The following is a 19,997-nucleotide window of genomic DNA, read 5'->3' on the forward strand; positions in this document are numbered from 1 at the left end:
CCTCCCTCCTTTTTTTTTTTTTTTGGTGTGTGTTTTTGTTTTTTTTTGTTTTTCTGGCGGGGGGGGGGGGGGGGGCGCCGGCGGCCCCCCCCCCCCCCGGCCCACTGCCGCTCGGTCCTGCTCCTTGGCGGTCCCGCCCCCGCTCAGTCCTGCTTCTTGCGGCGGGTGCCGAACACGATCTCGTCCCAGCTCGGCACGGCGGCACGGCGGCCCGGCCGTACCCCGTCGGCCTCCGCCTGGCGGTCGGTCGTGCCGGTCAGCCGGTCGCGATGGCCCGCCACCGAACGCGGCATCAGCACGTCCGCGTACGCCGACCCCGCGCCCGCCGAGGCGGCCGGTGCCACCGGCTCCTCCTCCTCGGGCGCCTGACCCGGCTCGATCGCCGGCGGCTCCGGCTGCGACGGCCGCTCCGGGACCACCATGTCGCCCCGGAAGCTCGGCACCGCCTCCAGCAGGCTGGTCAGGGTGTCGCGCTCGCTGGTGTCCTCGTCCGGGTCCGCCGTCGGCGGCCGGTCCGACTGCCGTTCCAGGGCGCGGTCGAGAGGCCGCTCGCGATCCCTCGGCAGCCGCGCGATACGCGGTACGAACGGAAAGCTCGGCTCCTTCGTGGCGACGGCGAGCGAGTCGTCCGTCTCCCCGATCAGTGAGCGCGCCTCGTCGTCGACGGCCTGGACGAGCCGCCGGGGCGGGTCGTACGTCCAGCTCGCCGAGTGCGTCTCACCCGCGACCCGGTAGACGAGCAGGACTTCCCAGGTGCCGTCGTCGCGGCGCCACGAGTCCCACTGCGCGGTCTCCTTCTCGGCGCCGCGCATGAGCAGCCGCTCGTGCACCGCCTCGCCCAGCTGGGGACCGGTGTTCTCGCCGGGACGTCGCACGGCCGTCTTCCGGGCGCGCTCGGCCATGAAGGCACGCTCCGCCAGCACGGGGCCCTCGAAGCGCCGGACCCGGTCGACCGGGATCCCGGCCATCTGGGCGACCTCCTCGGCGGAGGCTCCGGACCGTATCCGCGCCTGGATGTCACGGGGTCTGAGGTGGCTCTCCACCTCGATCTCGATCTGGCCGAGCCGGGCACGGTCGTTGCGTACGGCCGCGCGCAGCCGCTCGTCGATGGGGAGCGTGTACTCCGTGCTGTCGGCAGCCTTGAGCACCAGTCGTGTGCCGTCGTTGGAGACGGCCACGACACGCAGTTCGGGCATGGGGACCTCCCGGGTGGTGCCTGCCGACGTCACGTGCGTCGCTGCTTCCGCTAGTCGAGTGTGACCTGCCCGGGTGCAGCCTGCCACAACCTTGCCGAGTTGCCCGGCGTGTCGGGCATGGGCCCTGGAACGCCGTCATGACACGGTTACCTGTTTGCGACGCAGAGTGACAGACCTGGTCACGCTGTGTAGCAGGCGCCCGTGCGGTGCCATCGCGCCGCCGGATCGAGTGCCACTTCGGCCCCCTCCCGTAGATCCGGACACCTGTGAGGGAGTCCGGCCCCAGGGCTCGCCACAGTACTCCATTCGGACCATCGGGGTGGACTGCCACGCCATCGAAGTTCTCCGGAGGCAGGGCAGTTGAGGGGGCGTCCGTAACCCCCGCGGGTGTGCCAATTCACACAATCTCCCGAAGCGGAACCATCCGATTCGCTCACAGGTTCTTTCCTGGTGCACGGTGAACACGGACGGGTGAGCAGAGGTCGGAGATGGATCAGAGCCGGAAGACGGACACCGGCACCGGCGGGAGCGCCGCGCCCGGACGGCTCGAACTGAGCCTGCCGCAGGTCGCGGGAAGCGCGCTCGCCGCCGTCGCGGCGGCGGTGCTCGCCTCCAGGCTCGGCGTGTACGGCACGATCATCGGCGCCGGTGTGGTCAGCGTGGTCGCGACCAGCGGCGGCCCGGTCTTCCAGCATCTGTTCCGGCGCACCGGTGATCAACTGCGGGAGGTCTCGGTGCAGGTGAGGCCGAAGGCGCGCCAGGTGTACGACACCGGTCCGCCGCCCACGGCCCCGGACCCGCCGGGCGCCGACCGGTCTCGCCGGGAGCCGCCCGCCCAGGGCGAGTTCGGGTCGGCCACCACGTACGGCACGCGGGTACGGGGCTGGAGACGCTCCGTCGTCGCGGCCGGCGTCGTCTTCGCCGTGGCGATGGTCGCCGTCACCGGCTACGAGTTGGCCGCCGGCCAGGACCTGAGCGGCGGCAAGGGAACGACCTTCAGCTCCGTCGTACGCGGCGGGGACACCGGCCGCGACTCCTCACCGGGCGGACCGGCCGGGCCGAAGGACGGCGGAACGAGCCCCTCCGACGGCTCCCCGGGCACCGGCACCGACCCGGGCACCGGCCCGAGCGACACCCCGGCCACCCCGTCCGCACCGGGCGACGGGCGGAGCCCCGAGCCCTCGAACCCCCCGGAGACCGGCGGCCCTTCGGCCCCGCCGTCGCCGGACACCTCGCGGCCGGACGGCGGATCCGGCGGACCCGGCGGACCCGGGGACGGCACCGTCCCACCCCCGCCGGCCACCGCCCCGGCGCCGACCCCGTCCGGCTGAGGAAGGGGCGGGACTACCCGCCGACGACCCGCCGCAGATACGGATTGCCGAACAGCCGCTCCGGGTCCAGCCGGTCGCGTACGGCCGTGAACTCCTCGAAGCGCGGATAGACCCCGGCCAGATACGCCGCGTCCCGGGTGTGCACCTTGCCCCAGTGCGGCCTGCCCTCGTGCGCCGTCATGATCCGCTCCACGGCCGTGAAGTACGAGCGGTAGGGCGTGCCTCGGTACAGATGCGCCGCGATGTACGCCGTCTCCCGGCCGGACGCCGTCGACAGCGGGATGTCGTCGGCGGGCGCCGTCCGCACCTCCACCGGAAAACTCACCCGTAGTGGGGAGCGCTCGATCATCGCCTTGACCTCGCGCAGCGCGTCCACGGCGGCCTCGCGCGGCAGGGCGTACTCCATCTCCACGAAGCGCACCCGGCGCGGGGTCGTGAAGACCTTGTGAGGAATGTCCGTGTACGTACGGGCGGAGAGGGCGCGGCTGGTGATCCTGGCGATCGTGGGGATCACCCCGGGCACCACCCTGCCGACCGAACAGGCGACCTGGAAGAGCCCGTTGGAGAGGAACTCGTCCTCGATCCATCCGCTGACCGCGCCGGCCGGGGCCGCCGGGCCCGCGCTGCGGTTGTTGCGCTTGGTGTTGCAGTTGCCGGTGTGCGGGAACCAGTAGAACTCGAAGTGCTCGTTCTCCGCGACGAGCCCGTCGAAGTCGGCCGTCACCCGCTCGAAGTCCATGGGCTCCTCGCGCGCCCTCAGCAGGAAGACGGGCTCCACGGCGAAGGTGATCGCCGTGATGATCCCGAGCGCGCCGAGCCCGACCCGGGCACTGGCGAAGATCTCCGGATTCTCGGTCGGCGAGCACGTGAGGACCGAGCCGTCCGCGGTGACGAGTTCCAGCGCGCGAATCTGCGCCGAGATCGAGGCCGAGTCGCGGCCGGTGCCGTGCGTGCCCGTGGACGTCGCGCCGGCGACGGTCTGATCCATGATGTCGCCCATGTTGGTGAGCGACAGGCCCTCCCTCGCCAGGGCCTCGTTCAGCCGCCTCAGCGGGGTCCCCGCCGCGACGGTGACGGTGCCCGCCTGCCGGTCGATCTCCCGGATGCCGGTGAGGAGTTCGGGCCGTATCAGCAGTCCGTCCGTGGCGGCCGCCGAGGTGAACGAGTGGCCGCTGCCGACCGCCTTGACCCGCAGCCCGTCGGCGGCGGCCGTACGGACGGCGTCGGCGAGTTCCTCCACGGAGGCGGGGGAGAATGTGCGCGAGGGGCGCGCGCTCACGTTCCCCGCCCAGTTACGCCAGGTGTGTGCCGGGTACCTCGTCGTCGCCCCGCCCGTACCGGTGTTGGTCATCGGCCCCGTGCCCCTCCCGATCCGTTGGCCGCTCCCGCAGCCGGCGGTGGCCCACCAGCGCGACCAGGGCCGCGGCGGCTCCCGACAGGACGGGCACAGCGAACCCCGTACGCGCTCCGGAGGCGTCGACGACCCATCCCGCGGCGGAGGAGCCGAGCGCCACTCCGACGGCGAGCCCGGTACTGACCCAGGTCATGCCCTCGGTGAGCTTGGTACGCGGTACGTGCGTTTCGACGAGGGCCATGGTCGTCACCATCGTGGGTGCGATCGACAGACCGGCGACGAAGAGCGCCACGGCCAGGATCGGCAGATTCCCGGCCAGTTGGAGGGGGATCATACTCACGGCCATCGCGCAGACTCCCACCAGCCACCTCCCGGACGCGGTGCCGCGCGGGTCCAGCAGCCCGAAGACGGCCCCGGCGAGACAGGAACCGAGCGCGTACACCGCGAGGACCAGGCTCGCCGCCGCCTTGTTCCCCCGCTCCTCGGCGAACGCCACCGTCACCACGTCGATGGACCCGAAGATCGCGCCGGTCGCCACGAACGTCACCACGAGGACCCGCAGACCGGGGGAGGCCAGCGCGGTGCCCCCGGTGTGGTGCCCACGGGGATGCGGCACGGGCTCGGTGGCCCGCTGCGCCGTCAGCCAGAAGACACCGGCCAGCAGGAAGAGCGCGGCCAGCATCGGCCCCGCCTCCGGGAACCAGGCCGTGGACAGACCGATCGCGATGATCGGCCCGAAGATGAAGCACAGCTCGTCGACGATCGACTCCCAGGAGTACGCGGCGTGCAGCTCGCGCGGCGACCCCCGGTAGATCTCCGCCCACCGCGCCCGGACCATCGACCCCACGCTCGGCACACAGCCCGCGCCCGCCGCGAAGACGAAGAGAGTCCACTCCGGGGCAGAGCGCTGGGCGCACACCATCAGTCCGGCGACCGCCGTCACGGCGGTCAGCGCGGCGGGCCGCAGCACCCGCCGCTGGCCGTGCCGGTCCACCAGCCGGGAGATCAGCGGACCCATTCCGGCGGCGGACATCGCGAGGGTCGCCGACAGCGCGCCCGCCAGCCCGTAACGCCCGGTGATCTGCGAGATCATCGTCACGACGCCGATGCCCATCATGGACAGCGGCATCCGGCCGACCAGACCGGCCGCGCTGAATCCCCGGGTGCCGGGCGCGGCGAATATCGCGCGGTAGGGACTGGCCACGTCTCGCTCCGGTGTGCGCTGTCGCGAGTGACGGCGGGCACGGCCGCGGGGCACTGGCGGTAAGGAATGAAAAGGCCCGGACAGCTTACGGCCCGGTGGCCGGGGAACGTGCCGCGGTTCACCGCCCGTCAGCGGCGGATGGCAGGATCGTGGGCATGCCCGATCAGCGTGCGACTTCCCCCTACGACGCCCTTCTCCTGCTCTCCTTCGGAGGCCCGGAGGGCCCCGACGACGTGGTTCCGTTCCTGGAGAACGTGACGCGAGGCAAGGGCATCCCGAAGGAACGGCTCAAAGAGGTCGGCCGGCACTACTTCCTGTTCGGTGGAGTCAGCCCGATCAACGAGCAGAACCGTGTCCTGCTCCACGCCCTGCGCAAGGACTTCGAGGAGCACGGCCTGGAGCTGCCCGTCTACTGGGGCAACCGGAACTGGGCGCCCTATCTGACCGACGCCCTGCGGGAGATGGCCCGGGACGGCAGGCGCCGGGTCGCCGTCCTCGCGACCAGCGCCTACGCCTCGTACTCGGGCTGCCGCCAGTACCGCGAGAACCTCGCGGACGCGCTGGCGACACTGATCGAGGAGGGCCTGGAGCCGCCCCGCGTCGACAAGCTGCGGCACTACTTCAACCACCCCGGCTTCGTACGGCCGATGGCCGACAGTGTGCTCGCGTCCCTCGCCGACCTTCCCGAGGACGTACGCGCGGGGGCGCACCTGGCCTTCACGACCCACTCCGTGCCGGTCGCCGCCGCCGACACCTCGGGCCCCGTCGAGGTCCACGGCGACGGCGGCGCGTACGTCGCCCAGCACCTGGACGTGGCGCGGCTGATCGCCGGCCTGGTGCGCGAGGAGACCGGTGTCGAGCACCCCTGGCGGCTCGTCTACCAGTCGCGCAGCGGGGCGCCGCACATCCCGTGGCTGGAGCCCGACATCTGCGACCACCTCCAGACCGTGCACGAGGCCGGGGCGCCGGCCGTCGTCATGGTGCCCATCGGGTTCGTCTCGGACCATATGGAGGTGCTGTACGACCTGGACACCGAGGCCACGGCGAAGGCCGCCGAACTGGGCCTGCCCGTCCGGCGTTCGGCGACCGTCGGGGCCGACGAGCGGTTCGTCGGGGCCGTACGGGAGCTGCTCCTGGAGCGCGCTGCGACCGAGGAGGAGCGCCCCACGGAGCGGTGTGCGCTCGGTGCGCTCGGGCCCAGCCACGACCTCTGTCCGGTCGGCTGCTGCCCGGCGAGGACGCCCCGTCCGGCGGCCGCCGGTGCCGACAGCCCCTACGCCTGACGCCCGGCCGCTTCCGGGGCCCGGCCCCCGCCGGCCGGGACGCCCTCGTACCGGCCCCGCTCCGCCTTCTGCCCCTCGCCCGCCCGACGCCCGTCGCATCGCCCGGTGCCCTCCCGAGGAGTGACCTGCCCGTGACCGACCCCCTCGTCCCCGAACTGCTCTCCCTCGCCCTGGAGGCCGCCCGCAGGGCCGGGGCGCTGCTGCGCGACGGCCGCCCCGCCGACCTGGGCGTGGCCGCGACGAAGTCCAGTCCGATCGACGTCGTCACGGAGATGGACATCGCGGCCGAGAAACTGATCACGGGCTTCCTGGCCGAGAACCGGCCCGACGACGGCTTCCTCGGTGAGGAGGGCGCGAGTTCACCGGGCAGCAGCGGTGTCCGCTGGGTGATCGACCCGCTGGACGGCACGGTCAACTATCTCTACGGGCTGCCGACCTGGGCCGTCTCCATCGCCGCCGAACGCGACGGCGAGACCCTCGTCGGTGTCGTCGAGGCCCCGATGCGCCGCGAGACCTTCCGGGCCGTGCTGGGCGGCGGCGCGTACCTGAACGACCGTCCCGTGAGCTGCCGCCCGGCGCCGCCGCTCGACCAGGCGCTGGTCTCGACCGGCTTCAACTACGTCACCGCCGTCCGCGCCCACCAGGCGGCCCTGGCGGCCCGGCTGATCCCCCAGCTGCGGGACATCCGGCGCGGCGGCTCCGCGGCCGTCGACCTCTGCGACGTCGCGGCCGGCCGGCTGGACGGCTACTACGAGCGCGGGCTGCATCCGTGGGACCTCGCGGCCGGCGATCTCGTGGCCCGCGAGGCGGGCGCGCTGACCGGTGGCCGTCCCGGCGCCCCGGCCGACGGCGACCTCGCCGTGGCGGCGACCCCCGGCGTCTTCGAACCGCTCCAGGCGCTGCTGGAGGAGTACGGCGCCTGGCACGACTGATCACCCGCCGGACCCCCTCGCACCGCCCGGCCGGGCCCCGGACACACAGAAGGACCCGGACGCGGAAGGACCCCGGACACGGAAGGACCCCGGCGCCGGGAAACGGCGCCGGGGTCCTTCCCGTACGGATCACACGTTGGCGGCGCCGAACTGAACGCCGTGCTCCGCGGCGAGGCGGTGCAGATCATCGAGCTCTTCCTGCTCGACCTCCGCCAGGAAGTCGTCGCCCGTCTCACGAGCCCGTGTGAGATCGGATTCCGTGGCCCTTATGCGCTGCAGAAGACCTGCGGTGAATGCGTCCATTGCGCCCCCTCGGCGTGGGTCGATGGCACGGGGGTGTGCCGGCGTCGTGGTCAAGTGGCACCTGGAAGTGCCGACGGCGATCACGCACCACTCCCTCTGGGGGACAGAGCGGGTAGTGGCATGCCACGAAGGGCGTGATCTCGGGTGTGGAGTCGTCATCCCCAGGCCGACTCCGCCAGAAACCTCCCGAGATTCAAGAATCTTGCGTATTCCCGCCGTATGCCGGGCGGACGGCATTGTCTTACCGCCGGTTTATGCGCGTAGCGGGCAGGATGGGCCCGCACAGCCAGTGCTACGACCTGCCCGGTTCCCCGGTTCTCCGGCAAAGGGCCCAGAGGAAGGACAGCGACGTGCGCGTACTCGTCGTCGAGGACGAGCAGCTGCTCGCCGATGCGGTGGCCACCGGTCTGCGCCGGGAGGCCATGGCCGTCGACGTCGTGTACGACGGCGCCGCCGCCCTGGAGCGGATCGGGGTCAACGACTACGACGTCGTCGTGCTCGACCGCGACCTCCCGCTGGTCCACGGCGACGACGTCTGCCGCAGGATCGTCGAGCTCGGCATGCCCACCCGGGTGCTGATGCTCACGGCGTCCGGCGATGTCAGCGACCGGGTCGAGGGCCTGGAGCTGGGTGCCGACGACTACCTGCCCAAGCCCTTCGCCTTCACCGAGCTGACCGCCCGCGTACGGGCGCTCGGCCGCCGTACGACCGTCCCGCTGCCGCCCGTCCTGGAACGTTCGGGGATCAAGCTCGACCCGAACCGCCGCGAGGTCTTCCGGGACGGCAAGGAGGTCCAGCTCGCGCCCAAGGAGTTCGCCGTCCTCGAAGTGCTGATGCGCAGCGAGGGCGCCGTGGTCTCCGCGGAGCAGCTGCTGGAGAAGGCCTGGGACGAGAACACCGACCCGTTCACGAATGTCGTGCGCGTGACGGTCATGACGCTGCGCCGCAAGCTCGGCGAGCCGCCCGTGATCGTCACCGTGCCCGGCTCCGGTTACCGGATCTGATGCCCGTGGCAACCACCCCGGCGCCTCCCACGGCGCCTCCGAAGCCGACCTGGGACCCGAGGCGGCCCGACCAGGCGCTGCCCTGGGTCCGGCCGACCATCCGGATACGTCTGACGCTGCTGTACGGCGGGATGTTCCTGATCGCCGGGATCCTGCTGCTCTCGATCATCTATCTGCTGGCGGCCCAGGCCATCAACGAGGGCAGCGAGCTGACCCTCAAGGTGACCGGCGTCAACGTCCAGTTGACGAGTCCCACCTGCCCCAGTCTCAATCAGGCCGTCGACAACAACCAGCTGAACAACTCGCTCAAGGCGTGCATGGCCGCGCAGCGCCAGCAGGCGCTCGACGACCTGCTCACCCGCTCGCTCTTCGCCCTCACCGGGCTCTCCATCATCGCTTTCGCGTTCGGTTACGCCATGGCCGGCCGGGTCCTGTCCCCGCTGGGCCGGATCACCCGCACCGCCCGTCGCGTGGTCGGCAGCGACCTGGCCCGCAGGATCGAGCTGGACGGCCCGGACGACGAGCTGAAGGAGCTGGCCGACACCTTCGACGAGATGCTGGAGCGGCTGGAGCGGGCCTTCACCGCGCAGCAGCGCTTCGTCGCCAACGCCTCCCACGAGCTGCGTACGCCCCTGGCGATCAACCGCACGCTGCTGGAGGTCCAGCTCTCCGACCCGGCGGCTCCCGTGGAGCTCCAGCAGCTCGGCAGGACGCTGCTGGCCACGAACGAACGCAGCGAACAGCTGGTGGAGGGTCTGCTGCTGCTCGCCCGCAGTGACAACCAGCTCGTCGAGCGCAAACCCGTCGACCTCGCCGAGGTGGCGACCCGCGCCGTCGACCAGACACGCGGCGAGGCCGAGGCGAAGGGCGTCGCGATCCGCGGTGAGCGCGCGGCGGCGGTCGTGCAGGGCAACGGCGTCCTGCTGGAGCGGATCGCGCTCAACCTCGTACAGAACGCCGTCCGCTACAACGTCAAGGAGGAGGGCTGGGTCGAGGTCACGACCACGGTGGACCACGGTGTGGCGGTGCTGCTGGTCTCGAACACGGGACCGGTCGTTCCCGCGTACGAGATCGACAACATCTTCGAGCCGTTCCGGCGCCTCCGTACGGAGCGCACCGGCAGCGACAAGGGCGTCGGGCTCGGCCTGTCGATCGCCCGCTCGGTCGCGCGGGCCCACGGGGGCCGTATCATCGCGGAGCCCCGCGAAGGAGGCGGGCTCGTGATGCGTGTCACTCTTCCCGTCTGAACTTTCGCTCCGGATCGGAGCGGAGTTCGCTTTGCGCGGAATTTTCGGGACCCGTTCCCGGTTGGGTGCTGTGTGATCGATCACAGGGGCGAATTCAAGCCTCGCACTCTCTGTGATCAAGCCCCTGACGGAAAGCCGGGAAAATCCGGGTTTCCAGGGGTCGGGATCACGGGAAGTACACGGGGTGGCGCCCGTGAAGTACGACATTCGGACCGTGTACGGTCCGGTTCGCCACCCAAAGCCGATCACTCAGCAAGTGTCCGGTTGGGTGTCGATTGAGTAACAGACCTTGATGTGAGGCAAAATCTCCGCCTCAGGTCGGGCACAAGTCCGGCCTCTCACGCGTTACGTGCGCTGAGACACCGATGAAACCCAGAGGGGGAGAAGCGACATGGCAACGGATTACGACACCCCACGCAAGACCGATGACGACGTCGATTCCGACAGCCTTGAGGAACTGAAGGCCCGTCGGAACGACAAGTCGACGTCCGCGGTCGACGTGGACGAGTTCGAGCAGGCCGAGGGACTGGAGCTGCCCGGGGCCGACCTCTCCAACGAGGAGCTGTCGGTTCGTGTACTGCCCAGGCAGGCGGACGAGTTCACCTGCATGAGCTGCTTCCTCGTGCACCACCGCAGCCAGCTGTCCCGGGAGAAGAACGGTCAGCCGATCTGCCGCGACTGCGACTGAGGAGCGGTCGGTCGTGGCAGGTGAGACACCGTCCAGGAAACGGCGTTTCCGGCGCAAGAACGCACCGGAGGCGTACCGGAGCGGCTCGGGCCCGGCAGAAGGCCCCACGCCCGCTGCCGAGCACTCCGCTCTCCTGCCCCACTCCGGCATGTCCGACGACGACGAGCGAGGCCTCCAGGCCTCGCTCGCAGCCGCCCGGGGAGACGACGACGGGCCCGTGACCGGGGCCGGCCGCCTGGGCAGAGTGCGGCGGGGCATACAGAAAGGCGGCGCGAGCGCCAGGGCGGGGCTCGCGCACATCGCGGACCGGATCATCGACAACGCCCCGCGCGTTCCCGTCCGTGATCTCGCCACGCTCCAAAGGCAGTTCCCGGGCCTCGGGCCCGAAGAGCTCGCCGACAGACTCGTCGCGGGCGCGGCGAACAGCAGCTCCACGGTCGGCGCCGGAATCGGCGCGGTCGCGATGATGCCCGTACCGCCCGCGATGCCGGCCGAGCTGGCCGCCGAGATCACGGCGGTCGCCGCGATCGAACTCAAACTCATCGCCGAGCTGCACGAGGTCTACGGCCTGCGTCCGCCCGGCAATCTCAAGCAGCGCAGCGTCGCGTACCTGACCGCGTGGACCGAGGAGCGCGGCGTCGACATAACGAAACCCGCGACGCTCAACTCGGCGCTCACCGGCCGGATGAAGCGCGAACTGCGCCAGCAGATCATGAAGCGCACGGTCCGCAGCCTGCCGAACCTGGTGCCGTTCATGATCGGAGCGGCCGTCGGCGCGATGATGAACCGGCGTGACACCCAGAAGGTCGCCGAGCGCATCCGCAAGGACCTGCGCGCCCGCCAGGTCTCCTGGGACGCCCTGCCCCCGCTGCCGCCCCTTGAGCAGCCCAAGGAGCTGCCGCCCGAGCTGCCGAGGGAACTGGGCCGCTAGGGCCCCTGCCGCCGGCTCCGGCCCGGTCCCTCAGACCGCGCCGTGTGCCCCGCCCCCGGACTCGGCCTCACGTACGGCGTCCAGCGCCGCCGCGAGCGCCCTTGGCCTCCGGGTCGACACATACACGTACGGTGTCGGGTCCGTCGTGTCCGTGACCTCCACCCGCAGCGCCGTCGGGATGTAGCTGCGCAGCAGCATGAAGGCGCGCGGATCGGCCTTGTGCATGCGCCAGGCGCGCGCCTCCTCACCGGCCAGCACCTCGGCGTCGCCGAGGGCCGACACCGGGATCCGGGCATTGCCCACGACCAGTGAGCCGGCCACCACCCGTACGCGCGCGGAGCCGTACGAACTGACCGCCAGGGCCGCCAGCAGCCCCGTCACGACCACGGCCCCCAGCATCGGCACCGTGCCCAGCGGCAGCAGGATGAGACCGCCCGAGAGGGCGACGAGAGCGGTGATCACCCACCAGGAACCCGGTGCGGTGAGACGTTCGTCGTAAGGCGCCGCTGCATGCTCCATGGAGCCAAGCTTGGCACGGTGCGACCGGCCGGTAGCCGCGCGGGTAAGGTCTGCGGCTGTGAGTACTGTGCCCTCCCCGGGGAAGCGCCCCCGAGTCCCCGCCAGGTCGCCGGCCCTGACGCCTCCCGCCGGCGCCATAGCACCGGTACGGCACCCGGACGCCCCGGCCCCCGGGGAACTCCTCGGCTCGCACTACGCGCACTGCTTCGGCTGCGGCGACGAGCAGCCCCACGGTCTGCATCTCCAGGCCAGGGCCGGCGAAGGTGTCACGATCACCGCCGAGTTCACCGTACGGCCCGCCCATCAGGGCGCCCCCGGCCTCGCGCACGGCGGGGTCCTCGCCACCGCGCTCGACGAGTCGCTCGGCGCGCTGCACTGGCTGCTGCGCGTGGTCGCCGTGACCGGGAAGCTGGAGACGGACTTCGTCCGGCCCGTACCCGTGGGCACGGTGCTCTTCCTGGCCGCCGAGGCCACCGCCGTGAGCGGCCGGAAGATCTTCTGCTCCGCCACCGGCCGGCTCGGCGGCCCCGAGGGCCCGCTGGCGCTGCGCGCCGACGCCCTCTTCGTCGAGGTCAAGGTCGACCACTTCATCGACAACGGCCGCCAGGAGGAGATCCGGGCGGCCATGGCCGATCCCGACCAGGTCAGGCGCGCCCGCGCCTTCGAGGTGAACCCATGAGCCGTAGTCCCGGCACCCCCGGCACCCCCGTCGACGTGTTGATCCGCCGGACCGACCCGGAGGTGCCGCTCCCCTCGTACGCGCACCCCGGCGACGCCGGCGTCGATCTGGTGACCACCGAGGCCGCCGATCTCGCTCCGGGCGAACGCGCCGTGCTGCCCACCGGGGTTTCCCTCGCGCTGCCCGAGGGGTACGCCGCCTTCGTGCACCCGCGATCCGGGCTGGCCGCCCGTTGCGGAGTGGCCTTGGTGAATGCCCCGGGGACGGTGGATGCCGGGTACCGTGGGGAGATCAAGGTGATCGTGGTCAATCTCGATCCGCGCGAGACGGTGCGGTTCGAGCGGTTCGACCGGATTGCCCAACTGGTCGTCCAGCAGGTCGAGAAGGTGCGCTTCCACGAGGTGGCGGAGCTTCCCGGCTCGGCACGGGCCGAGGGGGGCTTCGGGTCCACCGGAGGTCATGCCGCGGTGGGCGCTTCACAGGGCGGGAATCGATACGCATCGGTCGTATCCGACCGGGAAGGACAGTGACGTGTTCGGACGTCGCAAGAAGAGCGGTACCGCCGAGGACACGGCGGGCGAGGCCGAGCAGGTCGTCGACGACATCGACGCCGATGACAAGGAGCAGGGGGCCGAGAGGCCCCGCCGGGTGAATCTTCCCCCGGCTCCCAGGCCCGACGGGCCGTGGGACATCTCCGAGGTCTCCAAGCCCGACGAGGGCCGGGTCGACCTGGGCGGCATCTTCGTGCCCGGGGTCGACGGAATGGAGCTCCGTGTAGAGGTGGCGGGCGACGCGATCGTCGCGGCGACCGTCGTCGTACGCGACAGCGCCGTCCAGCTCCAGGCCTTCGCCGCCCCCAAGAAGGAGGGCATCTGGAGCGAGGTGCGCGAGGAGATCGCCTCGGGCATCACGCAGCAGGGCGGCATCATCGACGAGGTCGAGGGCCCGCTCGGCTGGGAGCTGCGGGCCCAGGTGCCGGTGCAGCTCCCCGACGGCACCGGTGGCGTACAGCTCGTGCGCTTCATCGGCGTCGACGGGCCGCGCTGGTTCCTGCGCGGAGTGATCTCCGGCCAGGGCGCGGTGCAGCCCGACGCCGCCGGACTGCTGGAGCAGATCTTCCGGGACACGGTCGTCGTCCGCGGCGAGGGCCCGATGGCGCCCCGTGACCCGATCGTCCTGAAGCTGCCCGACGACGCGCAGATGGTCGCCGAGGGCGTGCAGCAGGCCGAGGAGCAGGAAGGTTCCCGCTTCGCCGGTGGCATGGGGCAGCTCCAGCGGGGCCCCGAGATCACCGAGGTGCGCTGACCCGCTCGCCTCGCACGGCACTCCCCGGGGACGCCCGGGGAGCACAGCCCATGCCCCGACACGTGCCGTGGGCCGTACTCCCGGACGGGAGCGCGGCCCACCGCTGTTCCCGGTGTCCGGGGGGACCGTCACCGTTGCCCGGCCGCACGCGCCGCGCACATACTGACGCCCGGAAGTCCGGCACCGTACGGGGGAAGAGTCCATGACCGAGAGCGTCAGCACCGGCGCGGCCGTCGCCGCCGGGACGGCGGAGCCCATGGTGCGGGTGACCGGGCTGCACCGCTCGTACGGCACCGGCGCGGCGGCCGTCCACGCGCTGCGCGGGGTGTCCCTCACCGTGCCGCGCGGGGAGCTGGTCGCGCTCAAGGGCCGCTCGGGATCGGGCAAGACCACCCTGCTCAACCTCGTCGGGGGCCTCGACACCCCGGACGAAGGACGGATCGTCGTCGACGGCACGGACCTCTCCACGCTCGGCGAGAGCGGACTGCTCGCCCTGCGCCGCGACCGCATCGGCTTCATCTTCCAGTCCTTCGGACTGCTTCCCGTCCTCACCGCCGCCGAGAACGTCGGCGTCCCCCTGCGGCTGCGCAGGGCCGATCCGCGCGAGCGCGAGGAGCGGGTGGCGCTGCTGCTCGCCCTCGTCGGCCTCGGCGACCACGCCGCGCAACGGCCCGGCGAACTCTCCGGAGGCCAGCAGCAGCGCGTCGCCATCGCCCGCGCCCTCGCGAACCGGCCGGCCCTGCTGATCGCCGACGAGCCCACCGGACAGCTGGACGCGGAGACGGGGCTCGCGGTGATGGAACTGCTGCGCGCCGTCGTACGCGGGGAGGGCGTCACCGCGCTGGTGGCCACCCACGACGCCCAGCTCCTCGGCCTCGCCGACCGGGTCGTCGAACTGGCCGACGGTCATCTCGTGGAACACCCGCGCAGCGAGTAGGGCCCGGCCGCCCGGGCCATCAGAATCGTGTCAAGACGGACCCCGTCACCGCCGGATGTCCGTTTTGGCGGCATCCTTGGCTGTAGTTTCGGACAAGGAGCCGCGAGGGGACGCAGCGGCCCGGTGAGAAGACAATGGGGCCATGGGACGCGGCAAGCTGAGGATCTACCTGGGCGCGGCACCGGGCGTCGGCAAGACGTACGCGATGCTTTCCGAGGCGCACCGGCGTGTCGAGCGCGGCACCGACTGCGTCGTGGCGTTCGTGGAGCACCACAACCGGCCACGCACCGAGGTCATGCTCCAGGGGCTCGAACAGATCCACCGGCGGGAGCTGCCGCACCGAGGCACCGTCTTCACCGAGATGGACGTGGACGCCGTCATCGAGCGTCGTCCCGCCGTCGCCCTGGTGGACGAACTGGCCCACACCAATGTGCCGGGCTCCCGCAACCCCAAACGCTGGCAGGACGTCGAGGAACTGCTCCAGGCCGGCATCGACGTCGTCTCGACCGTCAACATCCAGCACCTGGAGTCACTCGGCGATGTCGTCGAGTCGATAACCGGCGTACGGCAGCGGGAGACCGTCCCCGACGAGATGGTCCGGCGGGCGGACCAGATCGAACTCGTCGACATGTCGCCCCAGGCGCTGCGCCGCCGTATGGCACACGGCAACATCTACCAGCCGGACAAGGTCAATGCCGCGCTGTCGCACTACTTCCGTCCCGGCAACCTCACCGCACTGCGCGAACTCGCCCTGCTGTGGACCGCCGACCGGGTCGACGAGTACCTCCAGCAGTACCGCGGCGAGCACAACATCCGCACCACCTGGCAGGCCCGGGAACGTATCGCCGTCGGCCTCACGGGCGGCCCCGAGGGCCGTACGCTCATCCGTCGCGCCGCCCGGATGGCCGCCAAGGGATCGGGCGGCGAGATCCTCGCCGTCTACATCGCCCGCAGCGACGGCCTCACCTCCGCCTCGCCCAAGGAACTGGCCGTCCAGCGCAAACTCGTCGAAGACCTCGGCGGCACCTTCCACCACGTGATCGGGGACGACGTCCCCTCGGCGCTGCTGGAGTTCGCGCGCGGTGTCAACGCCTCCCAGATCGTCCTCGGCTCCAGCCGCCGCAAGGCCTGGCAGTACATCTTCGGGCCCGGCGTCGGCGCCACCGTCGCCCGTGAGTCGGGCCCCGACCTGGACGTCCACATCGTCACCCACGAGGAGGTCGCCAAGGGCCGGGGGCTGCCCGTCGCGCACGGGGCCCGCCTCGGCCGCTCGCGGATCATCTCCGGCTGGCTCGCCGGCGTCGTCGCGCCCATCCTGCTGACGCTGCTGCTCACTGCCGTCAACGACACCCTGGGCCTGGCCAACGACGTCCTGCTCTTCCTCTTCCTGACCGTCCTCGCGGCGCTCCTGGGCGGGCTGCGCCCGGCCCTCGCGTCGGCCGCCGTCGGCTCGCTGCTGCTGAACTTCTACTTCACCCCGCCGACCCACAACCTCACCATCCAGGACCCCCGGAACATCGTCGCCATCGTGATCTTCTTCGCGGTCGCCGTCTCCGTGGCCTCCGTGGTCGACCTGGCGGCCCGCCGCACCCACCAGGCGGCCAGACTCAGGGCCGAGTCGGAGATCCTCTCCTTCCTGGCAGGCAGCGTGCTACGGGGCGAGACCACCCTGAACGCCCTGCTGGAGCGCGTACGCGAGACGTTCTCCATGGAGTCCGTCGCGCTGCTGGAACGCACCAGCGACGTCGACCCGTGGACCTGCGCGGGCAGCGTCGGGCCCCGGCCCGTCGTCCGCCCCGACGAGGCCGACGTCGACATGCCCGTCGGCGACCACATGGCGCTCGCCCTCTCCGGCCGGGTGCTGCCCGCCGAGGACCGCCGGGTGCTCTCCGCCTTCGCCGCCCAGGCCGCCGTCGTCCTGGACCGCCAGCGACTCGTCGGCGAGGCCGAGGACGCCCGCAGGCTCGCCGAGGGCAACCGGATACGCACGGCCCTGCTGGCGGCCGTCAGCCACGACCTGCGCACCCCCCTGGCCGCCATCAAGGCCGCCGTCACCTCGCTCCGCTCCGACGACGTCGAATGGTCCGACGAGGACCACGCCGAACTCCTCGAAGGCATCGAGAACGGCGCCGACCGGCTCGACCACCTCGTCGGCAACCTCCTCGACATGTCGCGGCTCCAGACCGGCACCGTCACCCCGCTCATCCGCGAGATCGACCTCGACGAGGTCGTCCCGATGGCCCTCGGCGGCGTTCCCGAGAGCAGCGTCGTCCTGGACATCCCGGAGTACCTGCCGATGGTCGCCGTCGACCCCGGCCTGCTGGAGCGCGCCGTGGCCAACATCGTCGAGAACGCCGTCAAGTACAGCCCCGACGGCACCCGCGTCACCGTCGCCGCCAGCTCGCTCGGCGCCCGCGTACAACTGCGCGTCGTGGACCGCGGCCCCGGCGTCCCCGACGAGGCCAAGGAACGCATCTTCGAGCCCTTCCAGCGCCACGGGGACGCCCCGCGCGGAGCGGGCGTGGGTCTCGGCCTCGCCGTCGCCCGCGGCTTCGTGGACGCCATGGACGGCACCCTCACCGCCGAGGACACCCCCGGCGGCGGACTCACGATGGTCCTCGATCTCACGGCCGTACCGGGCCTCGCGTCCGCCGGCCCCGAACTGCCCGCCCACGTCGTCTCATGACCGGCGGCACAGCAGAAAGGCAGGCCACCATGGCGCCGCCCCCCGCGGGAGACTCCCGAGGGCCCGTGAGGGTGCTCGTGGTCGACGACGAGCCGCAGATCGTGCGCGCGCTCGTGATCAACCTCAAGGCCCGCAAGTACGAGGTCGACGCCGCGGCCGACGGCGCGAGCGCCCTGGAGCTCGCCGCGGCCCGCCACCCGGACGTCGTCGTGCTCGACCTCGGGCTGCCCGACATGGACGGCGTGGAGGTCATCAGGGGCCTGCGCGGCTGGACCCGCGTACCGATCCTGGTGCTCTCCGCGCGCCAGACCTCCGACGAGAAGGTCGAGGCGCTGGACGCCGGCGCCGACGACTACGTCACCAAGCCCTTCGGCATGGACGAACTCCTCGCCCGACTGCGCGCCGCCGTCCGCCGCGCGGAGCCCGTCGGCTCCGGCGACGACGACAGCGTCGCCATCGTCGAGACGGAGGGCTTCACCGTCGACCTCGTGGCCAAGAAGGTGAACCGGGAGGGCCGCGACGTACGGCTCACCCCGACCGAGTGGCACCTCCTGGAGGTCCTCGTACGCAACACCGGCCGCCTCGTCAGCCAGAAACAGCTCCTCCAGGAGGTCTGGGGGCCCTCCTACGGCACGGAGACCAACTATCTGCGGGTCTACATGGCCCAGCTCCGCCGCAAGCTGGAGGCGGATCCCTCGCACCCCAGGCACTTCGTCACCGAGCCCGGCATGGGCTACCGGTTCGACCGATGATCCCGCGGCCCCGGACCCCGGTACGCTTCAGCCATGAGTGCTGAGAAGCCGACCGGCCGCTTCCGCCGGATGCTCGACCGGCTCTCCAGCTCCCAGGAGGATCTGGAGTCCGAGGAGCTGCGGGAGGACGCGCAGGCCTCGGGCTGCACACGGATCAGTGACTGTGGCGACCGCCAGATAGTGAAGGTGACTGGTACGTTGCGGACGGTCACCCTGCGTCCGCGTGCCGGCGTGCCCGCGCTGGAGGCGGAGCTGTTCGACGGCACCGCGCCCCTGGACGTGGTGTGGCTGGGACGGCGCTCCATCGCGGGCATAGAACCGGGCCGCAAGCTCATCGCATCCGGCCGGATCTCCATGAGCCACGGCCGTAGGGTGCTGTTCAACCCTAAATACGAACTCCGACCGCTCGGACAGGAGTAGCCGGTGACGTCAATCGACAAGCCCGCCGCGACGACAGACCCCAACGCGCCCCAGGGCACCGACCCAGGGGCCGAAGCCGAAGCCAGGGCCGTGACCGAGGCCGCGCTCTTCGAGGCGTTCGGCGGCGTGCGGGGCATGGTGGAGACGGTCGTCCCCGGGCTGCTCTTCGTCACGATCTTCACGATCAACAAGGACCTGCACATCTCGGCGATCGCCGCGCTCGCGGTCTCGCTGCTCCTGGTCGTGGTCCGGCTGATCCGCCGCGACACCGTGAAGCACGCCTTCAGCGGTGTCTTCGGGGTCGCCTTCGGCGTGGTCTTCGCGATGATGACCGGCGAGGCGAAGGACTTCTATCTGCCGGGCATGCTCTACACGCTGGGGCTGGCCGTCGCGTACATCGGGACCAGTCTGGCGGGAGCGCCGCTGATCGGGCTGATCCTGGGGCCGGTCTTCAAGGAGAACCTGTCCTGGCGTACGCGGAACCCGGGGCGCAAGGCGGCGTACACGAAGGCGAGTTACGCGTGGGGGTTCATCCTCCTCGCGAAGTGCGCGATCCTCTTCCCGCTGTACTGGTGGGCGGACACGGAGCAGCTGGGCTGGGTGCTGGTGTCCCTGAAGATCCCGCCGTTCCTGCTGGCGGTCTATCTGACGTGGGTGTTCCTGGCGAAGGCGCCGGCGCCGATCGACGTCTTCGCCGAGATGGAGGCGGAGGAGGAGGCGGAGCGCGCCGCGAAGCGTGCTTCCCGGGAGCAGCAGCAGGAGTAGCCGGGTCGCGGTTGTCTGCCGACGGGCGGGGTTCGGAGTCTCCGGAGGGGTATGTCCGGACGGCGTGATTTACGGCGCGTGCGGGGTTCGTTGGTCCCGCGCCACAAATCAGCCCGAGTGTCCGAACGCACCCCTCCTGCGCCCCCGCCCCCCTCACGCCGTCACGTGGCGCTGTTCAAGCCCCTCCGGTCCGCGGGGGGAAGGGGGACGCGCAGGGGTCGTGTCCGGACACTCAGGCTGATTTGTGCCGCGTGGACGACCCGGTTCCCCTGGGGCCGACGAGGGGTGCACGCGGCGTAAATCACGCCGTCCGGGCATGACCCCGGAGCGGCACCCGGCAACCACCGGGACCACCCCCAGCCCGGCCGGCGCTTGAGGCCGACCCCAACCAGGCACGGACCCGCACGCGAACCGGCCAGCCCGTCGCAGGCGACCCCGCGGCACCCGGCAACCACCGGCAC

Annotated in this window: 20 protein-coding genes; 15 read left to right on the forward strand and 5 right to left on the reverse strand. The window is 71.5% G+C overall.

From position 1 onward, the window contains the following. Positions 1–143: 143 nt before the first annotated feature. Positions 144–1,196, reverse strand: a complete 1,053-nt coding sequence (gene sepH, locus ACFWU9_RS25450; protein ID WP_384322219.1) for a septation protein SepH — start codon at positions 1,194–1,196, stop codon at positions 144–146. Between the two features lie 488 nt (positions 1,197–1,684). Between sepH and ACFWU9_RS25455 the strand changes: the two genes are divergently transcribed. After that, positions 1,685–2,527 carry a hypothetical protein gene (locus ACFWU9_RS25455; protein ID WP_384322221.1) on the forward strand — a complete coding sequence of 281 codons (843 nt, stop codon included), beginning with the start codon at positions 1,685–1,687 and terminating at the stop codon, positions 2,525–2,527. Between the two features lie 13 nt (positions 2,528–2,540). On the opposite strand, the gene ACFWU9_RS25460 is transcribed toward ACFWU9_RS25455, so the two are convergent. Continuing rightward, positions 2,541–3,878: a D-arabinono-1,4-lactone oxidase gene (locus tag ACFWU9_RS25460; protein ID WP_384322223.1), complete on the reverse strand. Its 1,338-nt coding sequence runs from the start codon at positions 3,876–3,878 to the stop codon at positions 2,541–2,543. Then, on the reverse strand, positions 3,820–5,085 hold the full coding sequence (locus tag ACFWU9_RS25465) for an MFS transporter (protein ID WP_384322225.1): 1,266 nt from the start codon (positions 5,083–5,085) through the stop codon (positions 3,820–3,822). The genes ACFWU9_RS25460 and ACFWU9_RS25465 overlap by 59 nt, the downstream gene beginning before the upstream one ends. Before the next feature lie 155 nt (positions 5,086–5,240). On the opposite strand from ACFWU9_RS25465, the gene ACFWU9_RS25470 reads away from it, so the two are divergent. Further along, a complete protein-coding gene (locus tag ACFWU9_RS25470; RefSeq protein ID WP_384322226.1) occupies positions 5,241–6,368 on the forward strand; it encodes a ferrochelatase in 1,128 nt (375 codons plus the stop codon). Between the two features lie 131 nt (positions 6,369–6,499). After that, positions 6,500–7,300: an inositol monophosphatase family protein gene (locus ACFWU9_RS25475; protein ID WP_384322228.1), complete on the forward strand. Its 801-nt coding sequence runs from the start codon at positions 6,500–6,502 to the stop codon at positions 7,298–7,300. Between the two features lie 129 nt (positions 7,301–7,429). Here ACFWU9_RS25475 and ACFWU9_RS25480 read toward each other — a convergent pair whose 3' ends face one another. After that, the gene (locus tag ACFWU9_RS25480; RefSeq protein WP_384322230.1) at positions 7,430–7,603 is read right to left on the reverse strand and encodes a hypothetical protein; all 174 of its coding nucleotides are present in this window, start codon (positions 7,601–7,603) and stop codon (positions 7,430–7,432) included. 350 nt (positions 7,604–7,953) lie between these two features. On the opposite strand from ACFWU9_RS25480, the gene ACFWU9_RS25485 reads away from it, so the two are divergent. From ACFWU9_RS25485 to ACFWU9_RS25500, 4 genes are all read left to right on the forward strand, one after another. After that, positions 7,954–8,607, forward strand: a complete 654-nt coding sequence (locus ACFWU9_RS25485; RefSeq protein WP_384322232.1) for a response regulator transcription factor — start codon at positions 7,954–7,956, stop codon at positions 8,605–8,607. Positions 8,608–8,612: 5 nt separating this feature from the next. Then, complete coding sequence (locus ACFWU9_RS25490; RefSeq protein WP_384322234.1) at positions 8,613–9,854, forward strand: sensor histidine kinase; 1,242 nt, start codon at positions 8,613–8,615, stop codon at positions 9,852–9,854. A gap of 391 nt (positions 9,855–10,245) precedes the next feature. After that, complete coding sequence (locus ACFWU9_RS25495; protein ID WP_023538148.1) at positions 10,246–10,542, forward strand: DUF4193 domain-containing protein; 297 nt, start codon at positions 10,246–10,248, stop codon at positions 10,540–10,542. 13 nt (positions 10,543–10,555) lie between these two features. Continuing rightward, positions 10,556–11,473 (forward strand): hypothetical protein, encoded by a 918-nt coding sequence (locus ACFWU9_RS25500; protein WP_384322236.1) that lies wholly within the window; start codon positions 10,556–10,558, stop codon positions 11,471–11,473. 30 nt (positions 11,474–11,503) lie between these two features. Here ACFWU9_RS25500 and ACFWU9_RS25505 read toward each other — a convergent pair whose 3' ends face one another. Beyond that, positions 11,504–11,992: a DUF3093 domain-containing protein gene (locus ACFWU9_RS25505; RefSeq protein WP_384322238.1), complete on the reverse strand. Its 489-nt coding sequence runs from the start codon at positions 11,990–11,992 to the stop codon at positions 11,504–11,506. 58 nt (positions 11,993–12,050) lie between these two features. On the opposite strand from ACFWU9_RS25505, the gene ACFWU9_RS25510 reads away from it, so the two are divergent. The 8 genes from ACFWU9_RS25510 to ACFWU9_RS25545 all read left to right on the forward strand — a co-directional run bounded on the left by ACFWU9_RS25510 (position 12,051) and on the right by ACFWU9_RS25545 (position 19,536). Next, positions 12,051–12,671, forward strand: a complete 621-nt coding sequence (locus ACFWU9_RS25510) for a PaaI family thioesterase (RefSeq protein ID WP_384322240.1) — start codon at positions 12,051–12,053, stop codon at positions 12,669–12,671. Continuing rightward, positions 12,668–13,201: a dUTP diphosphatase gene (gene dut / locus ACFWU9_RS25515; RefSeq protein ID WP_384322242.1), complete on the forward strand. Its 534-nt coding sequence runs from the start codon at positions 12,668–12,670 to the stop codon at positions 13,199–13,201. The genes ACFWU9_RS25510 and dut overlap by 4 nt, the downstream gene beginning before the upstream one ends. A 1-nt stretch (position 13,202) precedes the next feature. After that, a complete protein-coding gene (locus ACFWU9_RS25520; protein ID WP_384322245.1) occupies positions 13,203–13,976 on the forward strand; it encodes a DUF3710 domain-containing protein in 774 nt (257 codons plus the stop codon). Positions 13,977–14,178: 202 nt separating this feature from the next. Then, the gene (locus tag ACFWU9_RS25525) at positions 14,179–14,913 is read left to right on the forward strand and encodes an ABC transporter ATP-binding protein (RefSeq protein ID WP_384322247.1); all 735 of its coding nucleotides are present in this window, start codon (positions 14,179–14,181) and stop codon (positions 14,911–14,913) included. A gap of 142 nt (positions 14,914–15,055) precedes the next feature. After that, entirely contained in the window at positions 15,056–17,599 is a 2,544-nt protein-coding gene (locus ACFWU9_RS25530) for a DUF4118 domain-containing protein (protein ID WP_384322249.1), read from the forward strand. Between the two features lie 29 nt (positions 17,600–17,628). Continuing rightward, on the forward strand, positions 17,629–18,351 hold the full coding sequence (locus ACFWU9_RS25535; protein WP_384322251.1) for a response regulator: 723 nt from the start codon (positions 17,629–17,631) through the stop codon (positions 18,349–18,351). Between the two features lie 33 nt (positions 18,352–18,384). Further along, positions 18,385–18,771, forward strand: a complete 387-nt coding sequence (locus ACFWU9_RS25540) for an OB-fold nucleic acid binding domain-containing protein (protein ID WP_189109070.1) — start codon at positions 18,385–18,387, stop codon at positions 18,769–18,771. 3 nt (positions 18,772–18,774) lie between these two features. Further along, positions 18,775–19,536 (forward strand): DUF3159 domain-containing protein, encoded by a 762-nt coding sequence (locus tag ACFWU9_RS25545; RefSeq protein WP_384322253.1) that lies wholly within the window; start codon positions 18,775–18,777, stop codon positions 19,534–19,536. Positions 19,537–19,997: the final 461 nt, after the last annotated feature.

Source organism: Streptomyces sp. NPDC058653, from assembly GCF_042716895.1.
Taxonomy (GTDB): Bacteria; Actinomycetota; Actinomycetes; order Streptomycetales; family Streptomycetaceae; genus Streptomyces.

Excerpts from the sequence above, each read along its gene's own strand:
- sepH (WP_384322219.1), bottom strand. The coding sequence starts at position 1,196 with ATGCCCGAACTGCGTGTCGTGGCCGTCTCCAACGACGGCACACGACTG.
- ACFWU9_RS25455 (WP_384322221.1), top strand. The coding sequence starts at position 1,685 with ATGGATCAGAGCCGGAAGACGGACACCGGCACCGGCGGGAGCGCCGCG.
- ACFWU9_RS25460 (WP_384322223.1), bottom strand. The coding sequence starts at position 3,878 with ATGACCAACACCGGTACGGGCGGGGCGACGACGAGGTACCCGGCACAC.
- ACFWU9_RS25470 (WP_384322226.1), top strand. The coding sequence starts at position 5,241 with ATGCCCGATCAGCGTGCGACTTCCCCCTACGACGCCCTTCTCCTGCTC.
- ACFWU9_RS25480 (WP_384322230.1), bottom strand. The coding sequence starts at position 7,603 with ATGGACGCATTCACCGCAGGTCTTCTGCAGCGCATAAGGGCCACGGAA.
- ACFWU9_RS25495 (WP_023538148.1), top strand. The coding sequence starts at position 10,246 with ATGGCAACGGATTACGACACCCCACGCAAGACCGATGACGACGTCGAT.
- ACFWU9_RS25505 (WP_384322238.1), bottom strand. The coding sequence starts at position 11,992 with ATGGAGCATGCAGCGGCGCCTTACGACGAACGTCTCACCGCACCGGGT.
- dut (WP_384322242.1), top strand. The coding sequence starts at position 12,668 with ATGAGCCGTAGTCCCGGCACCCCCGGCACCCCCGTCGACGTGTTGATC.
- ACFWU9_RS25525 (WP_384322247.1), top strand. The coding sequence starts at position 14,179 with ATGACCGAGAGCGTCAGCACCGGCGCGGCCGTCGCCGCCGGGACGGCG.
- ACFWU9_RS25530 (WP_384322249.1), top strand. The coding sequence starts at position 15,056 with ATGGGACGCGGCAAGCTGAGGATCTACCTGGGCGCGGCACCGGGCGTC.
- ACFWU9_RS25535 (WP_384322251.1), top strand. The coding sequence starts at position 17,629 with ATGGCGCCGCCCCCCGCGGGAGACTCCCGAGGGCCCGTGAGGGTGCTC.
- ACFWU9_RS25540 (WP_189109070.1), top strand. The coding sequence starts at position 18,385 with ATGAGTGCTGAGAAGCCGACCGGCCGCTTCCGCCGGATGCTCGACCGG.